Below are 22,968 nucleotides of genomic sequence, written 5' to 3'. Positions count from 1 at the left end.
GAATTTTGGAATGTGGGGCAGGGATTATTTTCAAGTGGGCGTATTCAAATGAGAAATGCACCATCCTTTCATTGGGTTTATGATTGTGGCACAAGTTCAAGCCAAAAACTTATTCAAAATGCAGTAAATAAATATAATTCTGATAAAAATCAAGGGAATATTGATTTATTAGTGCTTTCGCATTTTGATAAAGATCATATTAGTGGTGTAAAGGAACTACTCAAAAATGGGCGAAAAATAAAACGCTGGGTTGTGCCTTATTATCCTTTATGGCAACGTTTAGTAATTGCTTTGTTTTTAGAGATTCAGCCAGATGATGAGGAATGGGCGTTTTATCAGAACCCTATTCAATATTTTAAAACTTATTTTGCTGAAGAATTAAAAACAACAAAATTTCTCTTATTACCTGAAAAAGAAATTGAGAGTGAAATTTCGATAAATCTTGAACCAAGTAATTCTGATGATGTACTTTCTTTTGAAACTACTAAAAAATTATCAGGTGAATTTGATAACTTAGAACAAAATGTACATTGGCTCAATCCTGATAAAGCCCTTTTATTAAGAAAAGGCGAAGAACAGTTTGAATTTGTTTTATATAATGTGCCATTTCATTTGCTTGCAAAAGTGCCAACAAATTTGACCGCTTTTCAAAAGCAGGTTAAACAAATTATTCAATCTCATCAGTCTAATTCCACAGACCCAACGCCAGCCTTAAAAACACTCTACTCTCTCGCATTTGGAAATGGAAGTAAAAACAAAAATATCATTTCTCAATATTTATATATTCGAAATATAAAACTCCCTTCTTTTTGGGGAATGGGAAATAATCATATTTTTGATGTTTCGACAGACAATGAAAATGAAATAGCGGTTATTCCAAAGGATAAAACAAAAAATGCCATTTTATACACCGGCGATGCGTTTTTAAATGATTTGCCATTATTAACCGATTTAACGCAATCATTAGGTGCTGAACGAATGGCGAGAACTTATTGCTTGCAAGTTCCCCATCACGGTTCAAAGCATAATTGGCAACAAGGATTAGCTAACATATTTTCACCTTGTATTAGTGTGTTTTCAGCTGATAGTCAACGACGAAATGGGCACCCACATGGCGAAGTACTTAAAGATTTTTCGACTTATACGCCAATTTTAGTGAATAAAAATAAAAGATTATCCATTCATTCAATTTAATAGGAAAACAAAATGAAACTAACAAAAACACTTATTACCACCGCACTTTTCGGTGCTTCTGTATTTTCTTTTCACTCCACTGCTTGGGCGGATACTCTGGAACAGCAATTCCAACAAGGTCTTGAAGCTACAGAAAGGGGCGATTATCAAACCGCCTTTAAACTTTGGTTACCTCTGGCGGAGCAGGGAAATGCAATTAGTCAATTTTTGGTGGGCGTGATGTATTTTGAGGGACAAGGCGTAAAACAAGATGATTTTGAAGCTGTGAAGTGGTATCGCAAAGCGGCGGAGCAGGGGGATGCAAACGCTCAATTTAATTTGGGCTGGATGTATGACAAAGGACGAGGCATCAAACAGGATGATTTTGAAGCGGTGAAGTGGTCTCGCAAAGCGGCAGAGCAGGGGAATGCAAAGGCTCAATTTTATTTGGGCAATATGTATGCCGATGGGCGCGGTGTTAAACAAGATGATTTTGAAGCTGTGAAGTGGTATCGCAAAGCTGCGGAGCAGGGGGATGCTGATGCTCAATATAATTTGGGCGTGATGTATAGGGTGGGACAAGGAGTAAAACAGGATTATTTTGAAGCGATGAAATGGTATCGCAAAACGGCGGAACAGGGGAATTCAAAGGCTCAAGTTATATTAGGATTAGCATATATTTACGGAAAAGGAGTTCAAGTAAATAAACCTTTAGCTAAAGAATGGTTTGGTAAGGCTTGTGATAATGGAGAAAAAAAAGGGTGTGAATATTACGGTAAGCTAAATAGAGGGGAATTGTAATAATGAAAATTGGCAATCAAAAAGAAGAGACTCATAAATAGTGAGTAAGTCACCAACAAAGCGCCTGAGATTCTTAATCTCCTCTTTGCTGTCAATTTTCCTTAAAATCGGCTAGAATAAGCCGATTTTATTTTTGGCTTTAACTTTATAAAAATATGAAAGATTCTATTATTGCAAAACTTGAAAGTTTAAAAGAACGTTATGAAGAATTAGAGGCATTGCTAGGCGATGCGTCAGTGATTTCAGATCAAGATAAATTCCGTGCATATTCTAAAGAATATTCACAACTTGAAGATGTAGTGAAATGTTTTAATCGTTGGAATCAGCTTAATTCTAACATTGCTGAAGCAGAGTTGATGTTAGATGATCCTGAAATGAAAGAAATGGCAGAAATGGAAATTGAAGAATCCAAAGCCGAAATTGAAGAAGTGGAGCAACAACTTCAAATTCTTTTATTACCGAAAGATCCAAATGATGAATATAACTGCTATTTAGAAATTCGTGCGGGTACTGGTGGTGATGAAGCGGGTATCTTTGCCGGCGATTTATTCCGTATGTACAGCCGTTATGCAGAAAGTAAACGCTGGCGTGTTGAAATGCTCAGCGCAAATGAAAGCGAGCAGGGCGGTTATAAAGAAGTGATCGTGAAAGTAAGCGGTGATGGCGTGTATGGTCAGTTGAAATTTGAATCAGGCGGCCATCGTGTACAACGTGTACCAAAAACAGAAAGCCAAGGTCGTATTCATACTTCAGCTTGTACTGTTGCGGTTATGCCTGAATTACCTGAATCTGAAATGCCGGAAATCAATCCTGCAGATTTACGTATTGATACCTACCGTTCATCTGGTGCAGGTGGTCAGCACGTTAATACAACAGACTCTGCGGTACGTATTACCCACATCCCAACGGGTATTGTGGTGGAATGTCAGGATGAGCGTTCACAACATAAAAATAAAGCTAAAGCGATGTCTGTATTGGCTTCACGTATTGTTCAAGCGGAGAAAGAGCGTCAAGCAGCAGAGCAAGCGGATACCCGACGTAACTTATTAGGTTCAGGCGATCGTTCTGATAAAATTCGTACTTATAACTACCCACAAGGTCGTGTCACAGATCACCGTATAAACTTAACGCTTTATCGCTTAGATGAAGTGATGAACGGCAAAATTGACGAACTTATTCAACCGATTATTACTGAATATCAAGCCGATCAATTAGCGGCGTTATCTGAGAGTAATTAATGACCTATCAACAATGGCTTGCCGATGCTGCGCAAGCCTTAAATCAGGTAAATCCGACAGAGAATAGCAAAGTTGATGCGTTAGTGCTATTGCAACACGCAACAGACAAATCGAGAACGCAAATTTTAGCTTTCGATGAAACGGAAATTGATGAAAAAGTGCGGTTAAAATTGACCGCACTTTTAGATCGTCGTTTAAAAGGCGAACCTATCGCTTATATCCTCGGTGAAAAAGAATTCTGGTCCTTGCCTTTAAATGTGTCTGAAGGAACATTAATTCCTCGCCCCGATACCGAAATTCTCGTAGAAAAAGCATTACAAATTGCGTTAGAAAAACTGGAAGAAAATCCACTGCACTTTCGTATTCTCGATCTTGGAACCGGCACGGGTGCCATTGCGTTGGCGTTGGCTTCTGAGCTTTCTCTAATTTGTCAAAAAAAGGCTATTCAATTGGATGTCATTGGTGTTGATTTAATGCCAGAAGTCGTCAAATTAGCACAATCCAATGCAGAAAAAAATCAGCTCAAGGTGCAATGTTTACAGAGTTGTTGGTTTGAACATGTTGAGGGACAGTTTGATATTATCGTGAGCAACCCGCCTTATATTGATGAAACCGATGAACATCTTTCTCAAGGTGATGTGCGTTTCGAGCCTCGTTCAGCGTTGGTGGCGGGTGAAAACGGTTTAGCTGATTTACGTCATCTTATTAAGTATGCGCCAGTATATTTAAAAGATAATGGCTATTTATTGTTAGAGCACGGCTGGAAACAGGGTGAAGAAGTGCAGTCAATTTTCTGGCAAAATCATTGGCAAGGGGTTGCAACCATACGGGATTATGGCGACAATGAGCGCGTAACGTTGGGATATTGGAAGCGGTAATGAAATACGATCAAAAAGCTTTATATGTTGAAATGACTCATTTTTATCTGAGTGTTTATGAGAAAGAGCAAGTTGATGAGCCTCGTATAAGAGGGCTTGTGGGTGGCTTAGTGCGTAGAGCTCGCCAAGCTATTCCAGAGGAATGGGATGATAAAGCTAAAATTCATCAATTACTACAGCTATTTTACGGTGATTGGGGCTTTCATTGTGATGCGGATAATTATTTCTATGCCCGCAATTTATATCTTCCGTATATTTTAGAAGAGCGTGAAGGCATGCCTGTGAGTCTTGGTGCCTTAATACTTTATTTAGCTGCAAGTTTAAAATTGCCGATTTATCCCGTAAATTTCCCGACCCAGCTGATTTTACGTGCAGAAGTAGACGGAGAAGTAGCATTTATTGATCCTTGGAGCGGAAAATATATTTCAGTGGATGAATTGAAAAAACTCTATGAAGGCGCCTTTGGTTTTGGCGCTCAAATTCAACCTGAAGATTTAGCTCGAGCAGATATTCCGATGCTGGCTACACGTTTTCGTCAGCTCGCCAAAAATGCCTTAATTCGTGAAGAGCAAAACGATTTTGCTTTTAATTATATCCAATTCTTGTTAGCGGTAAGAAAAGATCCTTATGATATTCGCGATCGCGGCTTAGTGTTGGCGCAAATGGGCGCTTATTCTTCCGCCATTGAGGATTTAGAATATTTTGTGGATCAATGTCCAAATGATCCCACCTCTTCTCTGTTAAAAACTCAACTTTTAGAACTAAAAGGCGAAGCATTGAAAGATGCCAATGCCATCCATTAAAAAGGAAATATTATGCAAAATAAAATTGTAAAAATTGGCAATATTGATGTCGCAAATGACAAACCCTTTGTACTTTTCGGCGGAATGAACGTGCTTGAAAGTCGCGATATGGCGATGCAAGTTTGTGAGGCTTACGTGAAAGTGACTGAAAAGTTGGGTGTGCCTTATATTTTTAAGGCATCTTTCGATAAAGCTAATCGTTCTTCAATTCATTCTTACCGTGGTCCAGGCATGGAGGAAGGTTTAAAAATTTTCCAAGAGATAAAAGAAACCTTTGGCGTGAAAGTAATTACCGATGTGCACGAAATCTATCAATGTCAGCCTGTTGCTGATGTGGTGGATGTGATTCAGTTACCGGCATTCTTGGCTCGTCAAACAGATTTAGTCGAAGCCATGGCAAAAACGGGTGCGGTAATTAACGTGAAAAAACCACAATTCTTAAGCCCAGGTCAAATGGGTAATATCGTGGATAAATTTGAAGAATGTGGTAACGATAAAATTATCCTTTGTGATCGCGGTTCAAACTTTGGCTACGATAATTTAGTGGTGGATATGTTAGGTTTTGGCGTAATGAAAAAAGCATCTAAAGGCAGTCCAGTTATTTTTGACGTGACCCATTCATTACAATGCCGTGATCCGTTTGGTGCCGCTTCAGGTGGTCGTCGTGAACAAGTGACCGAATTAGCCCGTTCTGGTTTAGCAATTGGCATTGCAGGCTTATTCTTAGAAGCTCACCCAAATCCAAATCAGGCAAAATGTGATGGCCCTTCTGCATTGCCACTTTCAGCATTAGAAGGTTTTGTCTCGCAGATGAAAGCCATTGATGATTTAGTGAAATCTTTCCCTGAATTAGATACGTCCATCTAATTGAGAAGTGCGGTTGAAAACAGTGTTGTTTTTGACCGCACTTTTGTTCTATTAAAAGGAGAAAACAATGAATATCGTATTTTTAGACAGCACCGCAATTCCAAAACATATTCCTACTCCTCGTCCAAGCTTTCCGCATAACTGGGTAGAGTATGAATATACTTCTGCGGAACAAACCATTGAGCGAGCAAAAGACGCAGATATTATTATCACCAGTAAAGTGATTTTAAGCCGCGAGGTGTTGCAACAACTACCTAAATTAAAATTGATTGCTATCACCGCAACAGGCAGCAATAACGTGGATTTAGACGCGGCAAAAGAATTGGGTGTGACGGTTAAAAATGTGACGGGTTATTCTGCCACAACCGTACCTGAGCATGTGTTGGGCATGATTTTTGCGTTAAAACACAGCTTGGCTGGCTGGCAGCGCGATCAAATAACCGGTAAATGGACAGAAAGCAAACAGTTCTGCTATTTTGATTATCCCATTACGGATGTTAAAGGTTCAACGTTAGGCGTATTTGGAAAAGGTTGTTTAGGTACAGAAGTGGGGCGTTTAGCCGAGCTTTTAGGCATGAAAGTGCTTTATGCTGAACATCGAAATGCCATAACGTGCCGTGAAGGTTACACAACTTTTGAAGAGGTGCTAAAACAGGCCGATATTCTGACATTACATTGTGCATTGACTGAAACAACCAAAAATTTAATCAATCAAGAAACCTTGTCATTTTGTAAGAAAGGTGCATATTTAATCAATACTGGTCGTGGTCCATTGATTGACGAGCAAGCAGTTTGTGACGCATTAAAATCAGGACAATTAGGTGGTGCCGCATTAGATGTGTTAGTGAAAGAACCACCAGAGAAAAATAATCCACTGATTGAATTAGCGAAAACGATGCCGAATTTAATTATCACACCTCATATTGCTTGGGCGAGTGATAGTGCGGTAACCACGCTAACGAAAAAAGTGGCGCAAAATATTGAAGATTTCGTTCAACAATTAAATCAAAAATAATGAATTTACCTATTTCTTTATACGTCGCCCTGCGATATTGGCGTGCAAAAAGTGCCGATCGTTTTGGGCGACTTGTTGCTAATTTGGCAAGCTTTGGCATCGTACTGGGTGTGATGGCATTGATTATTGTGCTTTCTGTCATGAATGGATTAGAAGGCTATCAAAAACAACAGGTACTTTCGAGCATTCCACACGCGATTGTTAGCCAAGAAGCGCCTATTTCGGCAGAAAAACTGCTTGAAAATATACCGCACTTTGTGCAAAAAGCCGTGCCGATTAATACCGCGAATGTCGTGTTTCAAACAGTAAAAGGCGTAAGTGCGGGACAAGTGATTGGTATTCAGTCTTTTTCAGATGATCCTTTACTGGAAGGTTTCGAACCGAGTAAATTTAATCAGCTTTTACCGCAAGGTGAGTTTAAGTTGATTATGGGCGATAAGTTAGCGCAAAAATTAGGTTTAGCGGTGGGCGATAAAGTTCGTTTAATGATTACGGAAAACAGCCAATATACCCCATTTGGTCGCGTGCCGATGCAGCGTTTATTTACGGTGAGCGAGCTTTTCTATGATTATGGCGAAGCATCAGGCTATGAAGTTTTTGCTAATTTAGCTGATATTGGTCGCCTAATGCGTATTCAACCAGGTGAGGCTCAAGGCTATCGTTTATTCCTGGATGATCCTTTCCAAATCACAGAGTTGCCGACCTATTTTAAAGAGAGCTATATCAGCGATTGGCGTGTCCAAAAAGGGGAGTTTTTCCAAGCAGTGAGAATGGAAAAAAATATGATGGGATTGCTAATTAGTTTGATCATTGTCGTGGCGATTTCCAATATTGTCACCTCTTTAAGTTTGATGGTGGTGGATAAACAAGGGGAAATCGCCATTTTGCAAACGCAAGGTGTGACTAAATCACAAGTACGTTCGATCTTTATTTATCAAGGTTTATTGGTGGGGTTAGTGGGCACATTGATTGGTGCCGTACTGGGCGTATTAATCACCTTAAACCTTGGGGCAATTTTAAGTGTGGTCAATCCGAACGGTGTTTTCTTGCCGACAGAATTGTCCTTTGTTCAAATGATTTTTGTCATTGGATTTTCCTTGTTGCTTTCTTTACTTTCTACACTTTATCCCGCTTATCGAGCGGCGAAAGTAGAACCTGCGGCTGCTTTGAGATACGAATAAGTTTTTAATGGTAAATGAATGATGGATGAACAATCACTTTTAGCTTTTGATACACAACATATTTGGCATCCTTATTCTTCAGTTTCTTCTGATATGCCACTTTATGCGGTAGAACGTGCAGATGGCGTGATAATAACCTTAAAAGATGGACGTCGTTTAATTGATGGCATGTCTTCTTGGTGGGCAGCGTTGCATGGTTATAATCATCCTCGTTTAAATGCGGCTGCACAGAATCAGTTGGCAAAAATGAGCCATATTATGTTTGGCGGTTTTACTCATGAACCCGCGGTGGAATTAGCTCAATTATTGGTACAAATTTTGCCAAATGGATTAGATAAGATTTTTTTTGCTGATAGTGGTTCTGTTGCTGTGGAAGTAGCAATGAAAATGGCTATTCAATATCAGCACGCTAAAGGAGAAGTACAACGACAAAAATTTGCCACTATTCGTTCGGGTTATCATGGTGATACTTGGAATGCGATGTCAGTCTGTGATCCAACCACAGGGATGCATCATTTATTTCATCATAGCCTGCCCGTACAATATTTTCTTCCTCAACCCAACATTCCATTTAATGAATCTTGGAATGATTGTGTGATGGAACCTTTAGCTGATTTACTTAAGAAAAAAGGGAGCGAAATCGCCGCACTTATTTTAGAGCCTGTTGTGCAAGGTGCGGGCGGTATGTATTTTTATTCGCCAACTTATTTAGTGAAAGCGCAAGCGCTTTGTAAACAATATGGTGTATTGCTAATTTTTGATGAAATTGCCACGGGTTTTGGCCGTACAGGGAAATTATTTGCTGCGGAGTATGCTGGGATTTCGCCAGATATTATGTGTATCGGTAAAGCCTTAACGGGTGGTTATTTAACTTTATCAGCAACCATTACGACCACTGAAATTGCGCAAACTATTTGTAGCGGTGAGGCTAAATGCTTTATGCACGGGCCCACTTTTATGGCAAATCCGTTGGCTTGTGCGATTGCAGCAGAATCTATCCGTTTATTGTTGGAAAGCCCTTGGCAGCAAAATATTCAGCGAATTGAGTCTTCCTTAAAACAACAGCTTTCGCCTTTAGCTGAAAAAGATTACGTCAAAGAAGTTCGCGTATTAGGGGCGATTGGGGTGGTTGAAATGAAAAGTGCGGTAAATATGAAAACTTTAGTCCCACGTTTTGTGGAACAAGGTGTTTGGATTCGACCTTTCGGAAAATTGGTTTATGTGATGCCACCATTTGTGATTAAAGATGATGAACTTCAGAAATTAACAGAAGGCATGATTCTGGCTTTAACTCAGGAATATGAACATTAGGATGAAAAATGGATGCTTTTAAACAGCAACTGGAACAGCTTAGCGCGCAAAATCAATATCGTTCAATTCCAGATTTAGTTCATCAAGGACGATATATTACGCGAGAAAATAGCAAAATGTTGAATATGTCATCTAATGATTATTTAGGTTTGGCATCCAATGAAAACTTGCGTCAGTCTTTTTTACTGCAATATGGCGATAATTTCCCTTCTTTTACCAGTTCTTCGTCTCGTTTATTAACGGGAAATTTTCCTGTATATACCGATCTTGAGCAGCTTATTGCTCGACGTTTCCAACGAGAAAGTGCTTTATTGTTTAATAGTGGCTATCACGCCAATCTTGGTATTTTACCGGCGTTGACGACAACAAAAAGTTTAATTTTGGCAGATAAATTAGTGCATGCCAGTATGATTGATGGTATTCGTTTAAGCCAATGTGCGTTCTTTCGTTATCGTCATAATGATTATGAACATCTAAAAGATCTGCTCGAAAAAAATGCTGTAAAATTTGACCGCACTTTTATTGTGACAGAGTCCGTTTTTAGTATGGATGGCGATGTAGCTGATTTAAAACATCTTGTGCAACTAAAAAAACAGTTTCCCAATACTTATCTTTATGTGGATGAAGCCCATGCAATAGGCGTTTACGGTAAAAACGGATTAGGTATTGCCGAACGAGCTAATGTGATAGCTGATATAGATCTATTGGTTGGTACTTTTGGAAAAGCCTTAGCTTCAATGGGGGCTTATGTCGTCTGTGATCAAATATTAAAAGAATGTTTGATTAATCAAATGCGTCCATTGATTTTTTCAACCGCACTTCCGCCGTTTAATGTGGCGTGGACTCATTTTATTTTTGAACGATTGCCACAATTTTCAAAAGAAAGAACGCATCTTGAGCAGTTAAGTGCATTTTTACGCCAAGAAGTGGAGCATAGAACGCAAATAATGCCAAGCCAAACTTGCATCGTTCCTTATATTTTAGGCGAGAATGAAGCAACCCTTGCTAAGGCGAAAGATCTGCAGGAGCAAGGTTATTATTGCTTGCCGATTAGACCACCGACAGTACCAAAAGGTACATCAAGAATACGATTGTCCTTGACGGCAGATATGACAATAGATGAAGTAAAACAGTTTGTGGCATGCTTATAAGGAAATAATGTGAAAACGAAATTTTATGATCATCAAGGTGAGCATTTAATAGTTTATTTTGCTGGCTGGGGGACACCTCTTGATGCTGTAGCTCATTTGATTTTGCCAACAGATCATGATTTATTAATTTGCTACGATTATCAAGATTTGAAGTTAGATTTTGATTTTTCTGCCTATCAGCAAATTCGTGTAGTGGCATGGTCAATGGGTGTTTGGGTGGCAGAGCGAGTATTACAAGGAATAACCTTACAATCTGCAACAGCAGTGAATGGCACAGGTTTACCTTGTAATGATAGCTTCGGTATTCCCTACGCTATTTTTAAAGGTACGTTAGATAATCTCGCAGAAAATACTCGTTCAAAGTTTGAACGTAGAATCTGTGGTGACAAAGTCTCTTTTGAACGTTATCAACAATTTTCTGCACGACCATTTAACGAAATTCATCAAGAACTCACCGCACTTTTTGCGATGATTCAGCAGGATAAACGCACCGATCTTATTCACTGGACAAATGTATGGGTTAGTTCTCGCGATAAAATTTTTATGCCAGCTAATCAACACCAATATTGGGCATTGCGTTGTGTGGTTCAGGAAATAGAGGGGGAGCATTATGTGTTTTCAAGATTTACCCACTGGTCGGCATTATGGAATCATTAACTTCCATAGATAAATCGCGGATTCAACAAGCCTTCCAAAAAGCCTTAAATAGCTATGATGAACATGCGTTAATTCAACAAAAAATGAATATTAAGTTAATGATGCATTTACAAGACTATTTACCAAATGGGTCACTAGATAGCGTTTTGGAACTTGGTTGCGGGTCTGGTACGTTGAGTTCATTGTTGCAAAAACAGATTTCAGCGAATTATTGGTTATTTAACGATTTGTGCGATGTGCGCTCTCTACTCACTGAAAAGCTGATTCAACCTTTTGATTTTTCTTGTGGTGATGCAGAGAACTTTCCTTTTCAACGACAATTTGATTTGATTGCAAGTGCATCAGCTATACAGTGGTTCCATCATCCTGACAATTTTATTTCCCATTGTAAAACAGGATTGAAACTTAATGGTTTATTGGCGATTACGACCTTTGGTGAAGATAATTTAAAGGAAATTCGCCAAATGACGAATGTGGGGTTAAGTTATCCGAATTTATCTCAATGGCAAAATTGGTTAGCCAATGATTTTGAGCTTTTATGGTGTGAGGATTTTAATGTAATACTAGACTTTGATACACCATTGGATGTACTCAAACATCTGAAATATACCGGTGTAACAGCGACTAACCAGAAAAATTGGACAAGAAAAAATCTCAACAAATTTATTGATGATTACTTGAAGGCTTTTAGTTTGCCATCGGGTAAAGTGCGGTTAACTTATCATCCATTGTTTTTTATCGCACGTTATTTTCGTGCTGGAAATCAGTAAGGCGTATTTATGGGCAAGGTTATTTTTGTATCGGGCATTGATACCGATGTAGGTAAAACTGTTGCAACAGGCATTTATGCTAAAAAGTTGATGGAACAAGGCTTTTCCGTGATTACACAAAAAATGATTCAAACAGGTTGTAAAAATATTGCTGATGATTTGCTTGTACATCGAAAGATTCAAGGCATTGATTTGACGGAAGAAGATTTAGAAGGCGACACCTGCCCTTATCTTTTTGAATATCCTTGTTCTCCTCATTTAGCGGCAAAGCTCGAAGGGCGAGAAATTAATGAAAAAATTATTGAAAAATCCACCGCACTTTTGGCAGAAAAATATGATTATGTATTGTTGGAGGGGGCCGGTGGGTTAATGGTGCCTTATTGTGAAGAGGCGACTACGTTAGATTATATCCAGTCAAATAATTACCCTTTGATTTTAGTGACATCGGGAAAATTAGGTAGCATAAACCATACATTGTTAAGTTTAGAGGCTTGTCGTTCTCATGGTGTGTCAGTGCTAAGCGTAATGTATAACGGTTATCCTGAATACGATCCTATTATTAGTCAAGAGACACAAGGCTATTTAAAAGGTTATCTTAAAAAACATTTTCCTGAAACGGGATTGGAATACTTTGGGCGCATTGAAATTTAAGCTCAGGGAAAAGTGTGATAGACTCGCGCCAGTTTTTAATGAGATGATTTGCTGCTAAGGTGCGGTTAAAACGAGTAAAAAATGAATAACTATTTATTAAAATGCGAAAATATCAATAAATTTTATCAAGAAGGTGAAAATCAAACGCAAGTATTAAAAGGCGTTTCTTTTTCTATGGAACCCGCAGAGTTGGTTGCGATTGTGGGAAGCTCTGGTTCAGGGAAAAGTACTTTATTGCATACTTTGGGTGGTTTAGATCAGCCAAGTAGTGGAGAAGTGTTTATTAATGGACAATCCTTGCAAAAAGCATCGGCTAATGAATTAGCTGCTTTGCGTAATCGCTATTTAGGATTTGTGTATCAATTCCATCATTTAATGGCGGACTTTACCGCACTTGAAAATGTGATGATGCCGATGTTGATTGGTCATCAAAATAAAACAGAAGCGAAAGATCGTGCTGAAAAAATGCTAAGTGCGGTGGGATTAAGTCATAGAATTACGCATCGTCCTTCTGCACTTTCTGGTGGGGAACGTCAGCGTGTGGCGATTGCGCGGGCTTTAGTGAATAATCCATCATTAGTTTTAGCGGATGAGCCCACAGGGAATCTCGATCACAAGACCACAGAAAGCATTTTTGAACTTATTCAACAACTTAACCAAGAGCAAAATATCGCTTTTTTATTAGTTACTCACGATATGGGACTTGCTGAAAAATTATCACGCCGTTTAGTTATGCAAGATGGTATTTTGAAGGAAGGTGAATAATGAATACGCCTTTTTTTATTAGTTGGCGTTATCAACGTGGCAAGCTGAAAAATCCTTTAGTTGCGTTAATTGCAAAATTTTCAGCTATCGGTATCGCGCTGGGTGTTGCAGTTTTAATTGTTGGCTTAAGCGCGATGAATGGTTTTGAGCGTGAGTTGAATTCACGTATTTTGGCTGTCGTACCACATACGGAAATCACCGTTAATCCACATGCCAATGAAGCCACATTAAACCATTGGCAGAACCTTGCGGAACGTCTAAAAACAAACAAAAAAATTACCGCACTTTCACCTTTTGTGAGTTTTACTGCCTTAGTCGAAAATGGCAATAAACTTAAAGTTGTACAAGTGAAAGGGGTCGATAAACAAGCTGAAGATCAAGTGAGTTCTCTTGGTAAGTTTGTGGAAGGTGATGGCTGGCAGAAATTCGCAGAAGAAGGCGGATTAGTGCTGGGCTCTGGTATTGCCAAAGAGTTAGATGTTAAAGCAGGCGATTGGGTGTCGTTATTGATTTCTCAACCTAATGGTGAAGATCAAATGGCTCAGCCTAATCGTGAGCGTGTTCAAGTGACCGCTATTTTACGTTTAGATGGTCAGCTAGACCATAGCTATGCCTTACTGGCATTACCTCAAGCGCAAGAGTTAATGGGGTATCGAGAAGATCAAATTACCGGTGTTGAATTGAAAGTGGATGATCCATTTAAAGTACAAGAAATGGATTATTCGATGCTGAATAGTTATCCGCAACTGCTTTATATTCAAAACTGGGTGGCAAAATTTGGCTATATGTATCGAGATATTCAGCTTATTCGTACGGTGATGTATATCGCGATGGTGCTTGTAATTGGGGTGGCGTGTTTTAATATCGTTTCTACCTTAATTATGGCGGTAAAAGACAAGCAAGGTGATATTGCGATTATGCGAACACTAGGGGCAAATAATGGATTTATTAAACAAATCTTTATTTGGTATGGTTTACTTGCAGGGATGAAAGGATGTTTGATTGGTATTGTATTAGGTGTTGTACTCGCATTGAATCTCACGCCGATTATTCAAGGCATTGAAACATTACTCGGTAAAAAACTGTTATCAGATGGTATTTATTTCGTTGATTTCTTACCAAGTGAATTACATTGGTTCGATGTTGTATTAGTTCTCGTGGCAGCATTGGTATTGAGTTTACTCGCGAGTCTTTATCCAGCCAGTAGGGCAGTAAAATTACAACCGGCTCAAGTGTTGAGTAATCATTAATAAAAAATCAGGGATTAAGTATTTAATCCCTGATTTTTTTATTGCTCAACCGTTAATCATTATTGGTTTTCTTTATCTGTTTTTAATAAGCCAGATGAACCTTCAGAATAATCACGTGGGGGTTCTTCTGATTTACTTTCTGATGAGGCGGTCACCAATTGTTGAGTGAATAAACCTTTGTTGGCGGGTTTATTACCAAGCAAGGTTTCAGATGAAACTGCATAGTGACGATACAGTCTTTGATAATCACCAATTAAGGTTTTAAATAATTCAGCACTTTCAGCGAAATGTTTTTCAAGTTGTGCTTGTTGATCGCTTAACTGTGTTTTCACTTCTTTCAGTTCAGCTTCGGTCTGAGCTTGTTTTTTAACAGAACCTTTTGTTAAACGTAATAGCACGTAGCCTAAGATTACGCCAACGACAAGCCCTATCACAGCGGCTTGCCATATTTCTGGTGTCCATGATTGCATACATTACTCCTTCTTTTTAATTCAGTGTTTAGTGTAAAGGAAAAATAAAAAAGTTTCTTTGCGGTTGATCACATTTTGAAAAAGCAGTGTTTACACAGCTGCAATAATCACGATTTCAACTTTCCAATCAGAATCCGCAAGTTTTGCTTCTACCGTTGCTCGGCTTGGTGGATTTTGACTATCGACCCATTCATCCCATGCTTGGTTGAGTTGAGCATAATCAGCCATATCAGCAAGGAAGATTTGCGTGGTAAGAATTTTACTTTTTTCAGAACCAATTTCAGCCAATAATTTATCGATCAGTGAAAGGACTTCTTTGGTTTGCTCGTAAGCATTTTGCTTAACGGTTTTTTCCGGTACTTGGCCTGCAAAATAGGCAGTATTGTTATGAATGACCACTTCAGAAAAGCGTTTGCTTGGTTGAATGCGTTGAATCGACATAATGGCTCCTTTTTGATGAAGATAATTCCATTCTAAAGGTGGTTTTAGACTTTGTAAATCAAGAAATTGTGAGATAAAATAATTGAGAATTTTTATCAACTAAAGGAAACTATGAAACTCCTGATTTCGAATCAATATGGCGCCATTGTGATGGCATTATTGCCTTTTGTTTACGGTATGTTATTAGCTTCACCTGTTTGGGCGCATTTCTTTTTGCTTTTAGCTTGGTTCACGATGTATTTGCTGAGTTACCCAATGCTTAGTCTCTTCAAAGGCAAAAATATGGCGGAATATAAAAAGTGGACAATTATCTATGGTGTTGCGGCTTTTTTGTTTGCGCTTCCTGCCATTTTTTATAACTGGCAGATTCTTTTCTTTATTGCAGCCATGTTTCCTTTTGTGTTGGTGAGTATCTATTACACTAAGAAAAAAGATGAACGGAATCTTCTCAATGATTTAGCGGGTATTGCGATTTTTGCCCTTGCAGGTATGGGATCCTATTATTTTTCTGACCGCACTTTTGATGAAAAAATCTGGTGGGTCGCGTTATATCCAAGCTTATTTTTTATTGGTACGACGCTTTACGTCAAATCAATGATGCGTGAGCGTAAAAATCCGCTTTATCTCAAAGCCTCTATTATTTTCCATGTGCTTTGCGTGCTCGGTTGCTTGTTTACCCAACAATATGTCTTATCACTTGCTTTTGTGCCGGCGTTAATTCGTGCTATTTATTTACCCACCAAGAAACTTTCGGTTAAGCAAGTCGGTCTAATAGAATTCGGAACATCCGCCATTTTTTTGATTATTTTATTGATAGCGACATTATAAGATGAAGACATTAGCCAAACTTTTACTCCTCACCACGCTCACCTTAAGCAGTTCAGCATTTGCGATGAAAACCATTGATTTGGTCGATAAAGCGCAAATGACGGATCAGCAAAAAATGAATCTGGCGCAAAAACTAGCGGATAAACAAGATTGGAAAGCCGTTTTTGAAATTATGTATCCTTTAGCTTTGGAAGGTAATTTACAAGCACAAAGCAATTTAGGGATGCTTTATAATTTAGGCCGTGGTGTGAATGAAAATAAAGAATTGGCTTATTGGTGGTTTAGCGAAGCCGCTGAGCGAGGCAGTATTAAAGCCATCAATAATTTGGCGGTCATGTATTTTAACGGCAATAACTATGTGAAACAAGATACTGCTCAAGCGATTAAATTATTTGAAACCAGTGCAACGAAAGATCCTGATGCCATGCTTACATTAGGGGAAATTTATACCAATCAGAAAGAATTTACCAAAGCCTTTGAATGGTTCCAAAAAGCTGCAAATGCGGGGAGCAATCAAGGTAAATTTCGTTTAGCACGGATGTATGAAGAGGGTATTGGTACACAGATTAACATTGGTTTAGCCAAATTGCTTTATTTAGAAATTATGAATACAGCAAAAAATAATGAAATTAAAGAAATCGCTAGACAGCGATTACAACGTTTAAGCTTGTATTAAGAAAAAGGCGGTTGATTTTAACCGCACTTTTTTATTTCACGTTCGCCCCCTTCAACCAGCGTCTGACCCAACTACGGTTTGGCATTAAATTATGAATCAGATCTTCACTCATCGGTAAGGGTTCATCATAAATTAAGGAAGCCAGTGTTTCCCCTAAAAATGGCGCAGAGGTTAATCCTCGTGAGCCTAGTGCACCGATTAAATAGAGGTTAGGGTAGTTTTCAGCTTGTTCTATTGGATGTTTACGGCGTCGCAAATTAAACAAATTTTGATATTGTGTTTGCTGAGCAGAAAAATGAGGAACAGCGCCCATCATTGGCGTGAGATCACGTACCGAACAACGCACACCGATTCGAGCAAGATTACCCGATGTATCTACTTCTTTTGTCCAATATTCAGGAATATTCTGCTGAATTTTTTGTTGGTTTTCTTGTTGTTCGGTTAGGCTAAATTCACGAGTTGCATTATCACGAACATGACTTGCGCCAATACAATGACTGGTTTTCGCTTGATCGACTGGCGTCAGGTAGCCGTCATAGCACAACACGGTTTTGAGTTTAAGTAAGTTTTCCGATGTCGGAATTTGGCTCACTTGCCCGCGAACAGGATAGAGTGGGAGTTTCTGTGTTTGTTCAAACTCAGTGAGTTTATGTCCGTTTGCTAAAACAACCACTTCATGGCAGAAAGTGTCATTTTTAGCTGTGGTGATTTGCCAACTATTTTCTGTTTGAGAAAGTGCAGTTACTTTTTGTGATGTTTTAATCTGGACACCTTGTTTTTCTAAAAAGACAAAAGCATGTTGAACTAACTGACTTGGTGCAAGCCAAGCGCCTTGAGGAATAAAACCGCCACCAAAAGGTAACGGTAAGCCCACTTTTTCACTTAATTCAGATTGGCTTAATGACTGATATAAATCAGAAGGTAAATTCAGCGCAGCGATTTTATTTAATTTACTTTCAGCTTTCTCATTGTAAGCACAAAGTGCGACACCACAGAACTTATGTTCAAATTCGATTTGTTGTTGAATTGCCCACTGTAGGAATTGATGACCATAGGCGAAGGCATGAATATAAAAACAAATATTGCGATCGTTATCATCACTCAGTTGCGGATAAAAAGCCCCTTGTTTATTGCCAGATGCATTGAGGGCAGTTTGCTCATCTTCGCAATAAATTGTGATTTTAGCCCCGCGTTTAACCAATGAAATGGCTGTACAAAGCGAAGCAATTCCACCACCAATAATGGCAATATCTTGTTCTTTGAGATTGGCGGGCTGACTATGAAACCAGGGCATAGAAAGTGCGGTCGGTTTTTCATGAATTTTTTGACCAGAAAGACATTCCCGTTTTTTACCAAAGCCTTTGCGTTTCTTAATATTAAAGCCTGCATTTTCTAAGCCTTTTCTAACCGCACTTGCCGCAGTGAAGGTCGCAAAGGTACCTTGTAGCTTGGTAAAACGAAACATTTGCTGATAAAGCTGCTCATTCCACATGTCGGGGTTTTTACTCGGCGCAAAACCATCTAAAAACCAGGCATCAATTTTGCTATTCATATAATCGCCAAGTTGTGGCAGATTTTCAGCGACATCGCCAAACCAAAGATCTAACGTAGTTTCATCAAAATGAAAACGATAGCAACCTTGAATGGGATTAAGCCAATGCTGTTGTAAATGCTGAGCAAGACGAGAAAATTGTGGATAGGCTAAATGGGCTTGTTCTAATGCATCAAGTGGCAAAGGGTATTTTTCAAAAGAGATAAAATAAAGGCGTTTTAAAGGCGAATCTGGATATTTCTGGCGAAATTCAAGGAATAGCGTGGTCACCGCAAAGAAATTTAATCCTGTGCCAAATCCCGTTTCAGCAATAACAAAGTGGGCTTCTTGGTAATGAACCCAACGTTCCCACAACTGATTACCTTCTAAAAACACATAGTGGGTTTCCGCTAAACCATCTTGATTAGAAAAATACACATCATCAAATTTATCCGAAACAGGCGTATTCTCTTGGTTAAAATGAATTTTTGCGTGCTGAATGGTGAACATGTGTTAGCCCTTTTTTGCCTTATCAAATTCTTTTATAATAGCACGGAAATTTTGAGTCGGTTAAAACTTAACTGGTCGAACAAATGAATTATTGCTTGCAATATTTTCATTTCATAGTAAATTGCGTTCAGCTAACAACTGTAAGTTGAATTAAATTTCCCCTAACTCATAAGGAATAAAGAATGAAAAGAGCTGTAATTACTGGTTTTGGTATTATTTCAAGTATCGGTAACAACAAAGAAGAAGTTTTGGCTTCATTAAAAGCAGGTAAATCTGGTATTGAAGTCGTGCCTGAGTTTATTGAAATGAAAATGCGTAGCCATGTTGCCGGCACAATCAAACTTGATCCAAGCGAGCATATCGATCGTAAAGTGTATCGTTTTATGGGTGATGCGGCAGCTTATGCATACCTTTCTATGCGTGAAGCGATTGAAGATTCAGGTTTAACAGAAGATCAAGTTTCAAATGACCGTACAGGTCTGGTAATCGGTGCAGGTACTGGTTCAGCACATAACCAATTAGTGGCTTGTGATGCAGTGCGTGGTCCACGCGGTGTGAAAGCAATTGGTCCTTATGCAGTAACTAAAACCATGGCTTCAAGTGTGTCAGCTTGTTTAGCAACCCCTTACAAAATCCGTGGTGTGAACTACTCAATCAGCTCTGCTTGCGCAACGTCTGCACACTGTATCGGTCACGCAGTTGAATTAATCCAATTAGGTAAACAAGATGTGGTTTTCGCTGGTGGTGCGGAAGAATTATCTTGGGAATGTGCAACTGAATTCGATGCAATGGGTGCGGTTTCAACTAAATACAATGATACCCCAGAAAAAGCGTCTCGTGCTTACGATGCAGACCGTGATGGTTTCGTTATCGCTGGTGGTGGCGCTGTTGTAGTGGTTGAAGAATTAGAACACGCATTAGCACGTGGCGCAAAAATCTACGCAGAAATCGTGGGCTATGGTGCAACCTCTGATGGTTACGACATGGTAGCGCCAAGTGGTGAAGGTGCAGAGCGTTGTATGAAACAAGCAATGGCAACGGTAGATACCCCAATTGATTACATCAACGTACACGGTACATCAACACCAGTTGGTGACGTGAAAGAATTAGGTGCGATCAAAAATGTATTTGGTGACAAAATTCCAGCGATTTCCTCAACCAAATCAATGACTGGTCACTCTTTAGGTGCAGCAGGTGCACACGAAGCAATCTATACCTTATTAATGCTACACAATGACTTCATTGCACCAAGCATTAATATTGAAAAATTAGACGAAGCGGCAGAAGGCTGCAATATCGTGACTGAAACAAAAGAAAATGCGGGCTTACAAACAGTGATGTCAAACAGCTTTGGTTTCGGTGGAACAAACGCAACTTTAGTGTTCAAACGCTATAATGGCTAATTAAAAATGTCTTAAAATCTAACCGCACTTCGGTCTTCCTAGTGCGGTTTTTTCTTATCATCTCTCTCTTTCTTCTTACTCAGCTGAGAAATCAACACTTAAAATGTGATCCACCTCAAAATTTTGAATAAAAGAATAAAAAATTTTTATTTTTATAAAATCCCATATAAAACTACGATTTTCTATCTTTTACATAAATTACCTTTATTAAAACCTTAATATTTTTGTTTTTTTAGTGTTTAATGCTTTTTAATTGGTTTTTTAGACTTTTCTCATGCTGGACAAGCCGTTTTCTTTCGGTATGATGTTTCCATTGTTTTGATACGAATCGTAACAAATAAAAATGCGGTCAGTTTTAGGAGTAAAATATGAAGAAATTATCCGGTGCGGAAATGGTGGTTCAGTCTTTGCGTGACGAAGGCGTTGAGTATTTATTTGGTTATCCGGGCGGTGCCGTATTGGATATTTATGATGCAATCCATACTCTTGGTGGGATTGAGCATATTTTAGTTCGTCATGAGCAAGCTGCGGTACATATGGCAGATGGTTATGCACGTTCGACAGGTAAAGTGGGTTGTGTGTTAGTCACATCAGGACCAGGTGCGACCAATGCGATTACAGGGATTTTAACGGCTTATACTGATTCGGTACCAATGGTGATCATTTCAGGTCAGGTAATGAGTAGCTTAATTGGTCGTGATGCGTTCCAAGAATGTGATATGGTGGGGATTTCTCGCCCAGTGGTTAAACACAGCTTTATCGTTAAAAAAGCAGAAGATATTCCAGGGATCTTGAAAAAAGCCTTTTATATCGCATCAACAGGCCGTCCAGGTCCCGTTGTTGTCGATATTCCAAAAGATACGGTAAATCCAACTTTAAAATATCCTTACGAATATCCAAAATCTGTTGAGCTTCGTTCTTATAATCCAACGGTAAATGGTCATAAAGGTCAAATTAAGAAAGCATTAAAAGCATTATTAGTGGCTAAAAAACCCGTTTTATTCGTCGGGGGTGGTGCAATTGCGGCAGGTTGTCATGAAGAATTAATGCAATTTGCGCAACGTTTAAATTTACCGGTCACGTCATCATTAATGGGTTTAGGTGTGTATCCTAGTACCGATAAACAATTCTTAGGCATGCTTGGGATGCACGGAACTTATGAAGCTAACACAGCGATGCATGAAAGTGATTTAATCCTTGGTGTTGGGGTACGTTTTGATGACCGAACCACTAACAACTTAGATAAATATTGTCCGAATGCAAAAGTGATTCAGATTGATATTGACCCAACCTCTATTTCCAAAAATGTACCTGCTGCGATTCCAATTGTAGGTAATGCGAAAAATGTATTGGATGAATTCTTAAGTTTATTAGGTGAAGAAATCGGTTCGCGTCCGCAAAATCACTTAGAAGATTGGTGGAAACAAATCGATGAATGGAAAGCAAAAAAATGCTTAGATTTCGACCGCACTTCAGGCGTCATCAAACCACAGCAAGTGATGGAAGCGGTATATCGCATAACAAAAGGCCAAGCTTATGTGGCATCGGATGTAGGGCAACACCAAATGTTTGCTGCATTGCATTATCCGTTTGATTTACCGCGTCGTTGGATCAATTCAGGTGGTGCGGGTACGATGGGCTTTGGTTTACCTGCTGCATTAGGGGTGAAACTTGCACATCCTGACGCAACGGTAGTTTGTGTAACGGGTGATGGCAGTATTCAAATGAATATTCAAGAGCTTTCAACGGCAACACAATATCGCATTCCAGTTGTGGTGATTTGTTTGAACAACCACTTCTTAGGCATGGTAAAACAATGGCAAGATTTGATTTACTCAGGCCGCCATTCCCAAACTTATATGAATTCTTTACCGGATTTCGTGAAGTTAGCCGAGTCTTATGGTCATGTGGGGATTCAAATTTCGACACCTGATGAATTAGACAGCAAATTACAAGAAGCCTTCAGCATTAAAAATAAATTGGTTTTTGTTGATATTAATGTTGATGAAACCGAACACGTTTACCCGATGCAAGTTCGCGGCGGGGCGATGAATGAGATGATTTTAAGCAAACCACAAGAGGAGAACGAATAATGCGTAGAATTTTATCTGTTTTATTAGAAAATGAATCCGGTGCATTATCTCGAGTGGTCGGCTTATTTTCCCAACGTGCATTTAACATTGAAAGCTTAACCGTAGCACCTACGGACGATCCAACGCTTTCTCGTATGACGATTGAAGCGGTGGGGGATGAGCAAGTACTTGAGCAAATTGAAAAGCAACTTCACAAATTAGTGGACGTGTTTAAAGTCATCAATTTGAGTGAACATGATCACGTAGAGCGTGAAGTGTTATTAGTGAAAGTGCGAGCAACGGGTTCATCGCGTGATGAATTAAAACGTTTAGCCGACATCTTCCGTGGTCAGATTGTGGATGTGACAACAAAATCTTATACCATTCAGTTAACGGGTACAAAAGATAAATTAGATGCTTTTGTTGAGGCACTGAAAGAAGAAAGCACATTACTTGAAATTGTTCGTTCAGGGTTAATCAGTCTTTCTCGTGGAGAGAAGAATATACTTTAATTATCAAAGAAAGT

Annotated in this window: 23 protein-coding genes; 20 read left to right on the top strand and 3 right to left on the bottom strand. The window is 39.0% G+C overall.

Translation table 11 applies throughout. The features are described 5' to 3' along the window. Positions 1–48 precede the first annotated feature (48 nt). From EL215_RS09005 to lolE, 15 genes are all read left to right on the top strand, one after another. Positions 49–1,194 carry an MBL fold metallo-hydrolase gene (locus EL215_RS09005; protein ID WP_232013306.1) on the top strand — a complete coding sequence of 382 codons (1,146 nt, stop codon included), beginning with the start codon at positions 49–51 and terminating at the stop codon, positions 1,192–1,194. Between the two features lie 12 nt (positions 1,195–1,206). After that, complete coding sequence (locus EL215_RS09000) at positions 1,207–1,974, top strand: tetratricopeptide repeat protein (protein ID WP_126471631.1); 768 nt, start codon at positions 1,207–1,209, stop codon at positions 1,972–1,974. Between the two features lie 155 nt (positions 1,975–2,129). Next, positions 2,130–3,212: a peptide chain release factor 1 gene (gene prfA / locus EL215_RS08995; protein WP_126471629.1), complete on the top strand. Its 1,083-nt coding sequence runs from the start codon at positions 2,130–2,132 to the stop codon at positions 3,210–3,212. Next, positions 3,212–4,090 (top strand): peptide chain release factor N(5)-glutamine methyltransferase, encoded by an 879-nt coding sequence (gene prmC, locus EL215_RS08990; RefSeq protein WP_126471627.1) that lies wholly within the window; start codon positions 3,212–3,214, stop codon positions 4,088–4,090. The genes prfA and prmC overlap by 1 nt, the downstream gene beginning before the upstream one ends. Continuing rightward, positions 4,090–4,893, top strand: coding sequence for a SirB1 family protein (locus EL215_RS08985; protein ID WP_126471625.1), 804 nt, complete (start codon positions 4,090–4,092; stop codon positions 4,891–4,893). Before prmC ends, EL215_RS08985 begins: the two co-directional genes overlap by 1 nt. Positions 4,894–4,905: 12 nt before the next feature. Continuing rightward, complete coding sequence (gene kdsA, locus EL215_RS08980) at positions 4,906–5,760, top strand: 3-deoxy-8-phosphooctulonate synthase (protein WP_126471623.1); 855 nt, start codon at positions 4,906–4,908, stop codon at positions 5,758–5,760. Positions 5,761–5,827: 67 nt separating this feature from the next. Next, the gene (locus EL215_RS08975; protein WP_126471621.1) at positions 5,828–6,775 is read left to right on the top strand and encodes a 2-hydroxyacid dehydrogenase; all 948 of its coding nucleotides are present in this window, start codon (positions 5,828–5,830) and stop codon (positions 6,773–6,775) included. Continuing rightward, positions 6,775–7,956 carry a lipoprotein-releasing ABC transporter permease subunit gene (locus EL215_RS08970; protein WP_126471619.1) on the top strand — a complete coding sequence of 394 codons (1,182 nt, stop codon included), beginning with the start codon at positions 6,775–6,777 and terminating at the stop codon, positions 7,954–7,956. Before EL215_RS08975 ends, EL215_RS08970 begins: the two co-directional genes overlap by 1 nt. A 21-nt stretch (positions 7,957–7,977) precedes the next feature. Next, positions 7,978–9,267: an adenosylmethionine--8-amino-7-oxononanoate transaminase gene (gene bioA, locus EL215_RS08965; protein ID WP_164757098.1), complete on the top strand. Its 1,290-nt coding sequence runs from the start codon at positions 7,978–7,980 to the stop codon at positions 9,265–9,267. Between the two features lie 8 nt (positions 9,268–9,275). Continuing rightward, positions 9,276–10,418, top strand: a complete 1,143-nt coding sequence (gene bioF, locus EL215_RS08960) for an 8-amino-7-oxononanoate synthase (RefSeq protein ID WP_126471615.1) — start codon at positions 9,276–9,278, stop codon at positions 10,416–10,418. A 9-nt stretch (positions 10,419–10,427) separates the two neighbouring features. Next, the gene (locus EL215_RS08955) at positions 10,428–11,075 is read left to right on the top strand and encodes a DUF452 family protein (RefSeq protein WP_126471613.1); all 648 of its coding nucleotides are present in this window, start codon (positions 10,428–10,430) and stop codon (positions 11,073–11,075) included. After that, the gene (bioC, locus tag EL215_RS08950; protein WP_126471611.1) at positions 11,063–11,845 is read left to right on the top strand and encodes a malonyl-ACP O-methyltransferase BioC; all 783 of its coding nucleotides are present in this window, start codon (positions 11,063–11,065) and stop codon (positions 11,843–11,845) included. Before EL215_RS08955 ends, bioC begins: the two co-directional genes overlap by 13 nt. A 9-nt stretch (positions 11,846–11,854) precedes the next feature. Next, a complete protein-coding gene (gene bioD / locus EL215_RS08945) occupies positions 11,855–12,496 on the top strand; it encodes a dethiobiotin synthase (RefSeq protein WP_126471610.1) in 642 nt (213 codons plus the stop codon). A gap of 81 nt (positions 12,497–12,577) precedes the next feature. Continuing rightward, positions 12,578–13,261 (top strand): lipoprotein-releasing ABC transporter ATP-binding protein LolD, encoded by a 684-nt coding sequence (lolD, locus tag EL215_RS08940; RefSeq protein ID WP_005637962.1) that lies wholly within the window; start codon positions 12,578–12,580, stop codon positions 13,259–13,261. Then, complete coding sequence (gene lolE / locus EL215_RS08935; protein WP_126471608.1) at positions 13,261–14,511, top strand: lipoprotein-releasing ABC transporter permease subunit LolE; 1,251 nt, start codon at positions 13,261–13,263, stop codon at positions 14,509–14,511. The genes lolD and lolE overlap by 1 nt, the downstream gene beginning before the upstream one ends. Positions 14,512–14,570: 59 nt before the next feature. On the opposite strand, the gene EL215_RS08930 is transcribed toward lolE, so the two are convergent. After that, positions 14,571–14,981, bottom strand: coding sequence for a Z-ring associated ZapG family protein (locus EL215_RS08930; RefSeq protein ID WP_126471606.1), 411 nt, complete (start codon positions 14,979–14,981; stop codon positions 14,571–14,573). A gap of 90 nt (positions 14,982–15,071) precedes the next feature. After that, positions 15,072–15,422 carry a RidA family protein gene (locus EL215_RS08925; protein ID WP_126471604.1) on the bottom strand — a complete coding sequence of 117 codons (351 nt, stop codon included), beginning with the start codon at positions 15,420–15,422 and terminating at the stop codon, positions 15,072–15,074. 111 nt (positions 15,423–15,533) lie between these two features. Between EL215_RS08925 and EL215_RS08920 the strand changes: the two genes are divergently transcribed. Together EL215_RS08920 and EL215_RS08915 are read left to right on the top strand one after the other, a co-directional pair. Next, positions 15,534–16,250, top strand: a complete 717-nt coding sequence (locus EL215_RS08920) for a YwiC-like family protein (protein ID WP_005695874.1) — start codon at positions 15,534–15,536, stop codon at positions 16,248–16,250. Position 16,251: 1 nt separating this feature from the next. Then, a complete protein-coding gene (locus tag EL215_RS08915) occupies positions 16,252–16,926 on the top strand; it encodes a tetratricopeptide repeat protein (protein ID WP_126471602.1) in 675 nt (224 codons plus the stop codon). A gap of 31 nt (positions 16,927–16,957) precedes the next feature. On the opposite strand, the gene mnmC is transcribed toward EL215_RS08915, so the two are convergent. After that, positions 16,958–18,967 (bottom strand): bifunctional tRNA (5-methylaminomethyl-2-thiouridine)(34)-methyltransferase MnmC2/FAD-dependent 5-carboxymethylaminomethyl-2-thiouridine(34) oxidoreductase MnmC1, encoded by a 2,010-nt coding sequence (mnmC, locus tag EL215_RS08910; protein WP_126471600.1) that lies wholly within the window; start codon positions 18,965–18,967, stop codon positions 16,958–16,960. 182 nt (positions 18,968–19,149) lie between these two features. Here mnmC and fabB point away from each other — a divergent pair, with 182 nt between their 5' ends. The 3 genes from fabB (at position 19,150) to ilvN (ending at position 22,954) form a co-directional block, all read left to right on the top strand. Further along, positions 19,150–20,370: a beta-ketoacyl-ACP synthase I gene (gene fabB, locus EL215_RS08905; protein WP_126471598.1), complete on the top strand. Its 1,221-nt coding sequence runs from the start codon at positions 19,150–19,152 to the stop codon at positions 20,368–20,370. Between the two features lie 368 nt (positions 20,371–20,738). After that, entirely contained in the window at positions 20,739–22,463 is a 1,725-nt protein-coding gene (locus tag EL215_RS08900) for an acetolactate synthase 3 large subunit (RefSeq protein WP_126471596.1), read from the top strand. Further along, positions 22,463–22,954, top strand: coding sequence for an acetolactate synthase small subunit (gene ilvN, locus EL215_RS08895; RefSeq protein WP_111315760.1), 492 nt, complete (start codon positions 22,463–22,465; stop codon positions 22,952–22,954). The genes EL215_RS08900 and ilvN overlap by 1 nt, the downstream gene beginning before the upstream one ends. Positions 22,955–22,968 lie beyond the last annotated feature (14 nt).

It is taken from the genome of Haemophilus parainfluenzae (assembly GCF_900638025.1).
GTDB lineage: Bacteria > Pseudomonadota > Gammaproteobacteria > Enterobacterales > Pasteurellaceae > Haemophilus_D > Haemophilus_D parainfluenzae_J.
The sequence above is the reverse complement of the archived record's forward strand: the minus strand, read 5'-3'. Positions and strand labels throughout refer to the sequence as shown.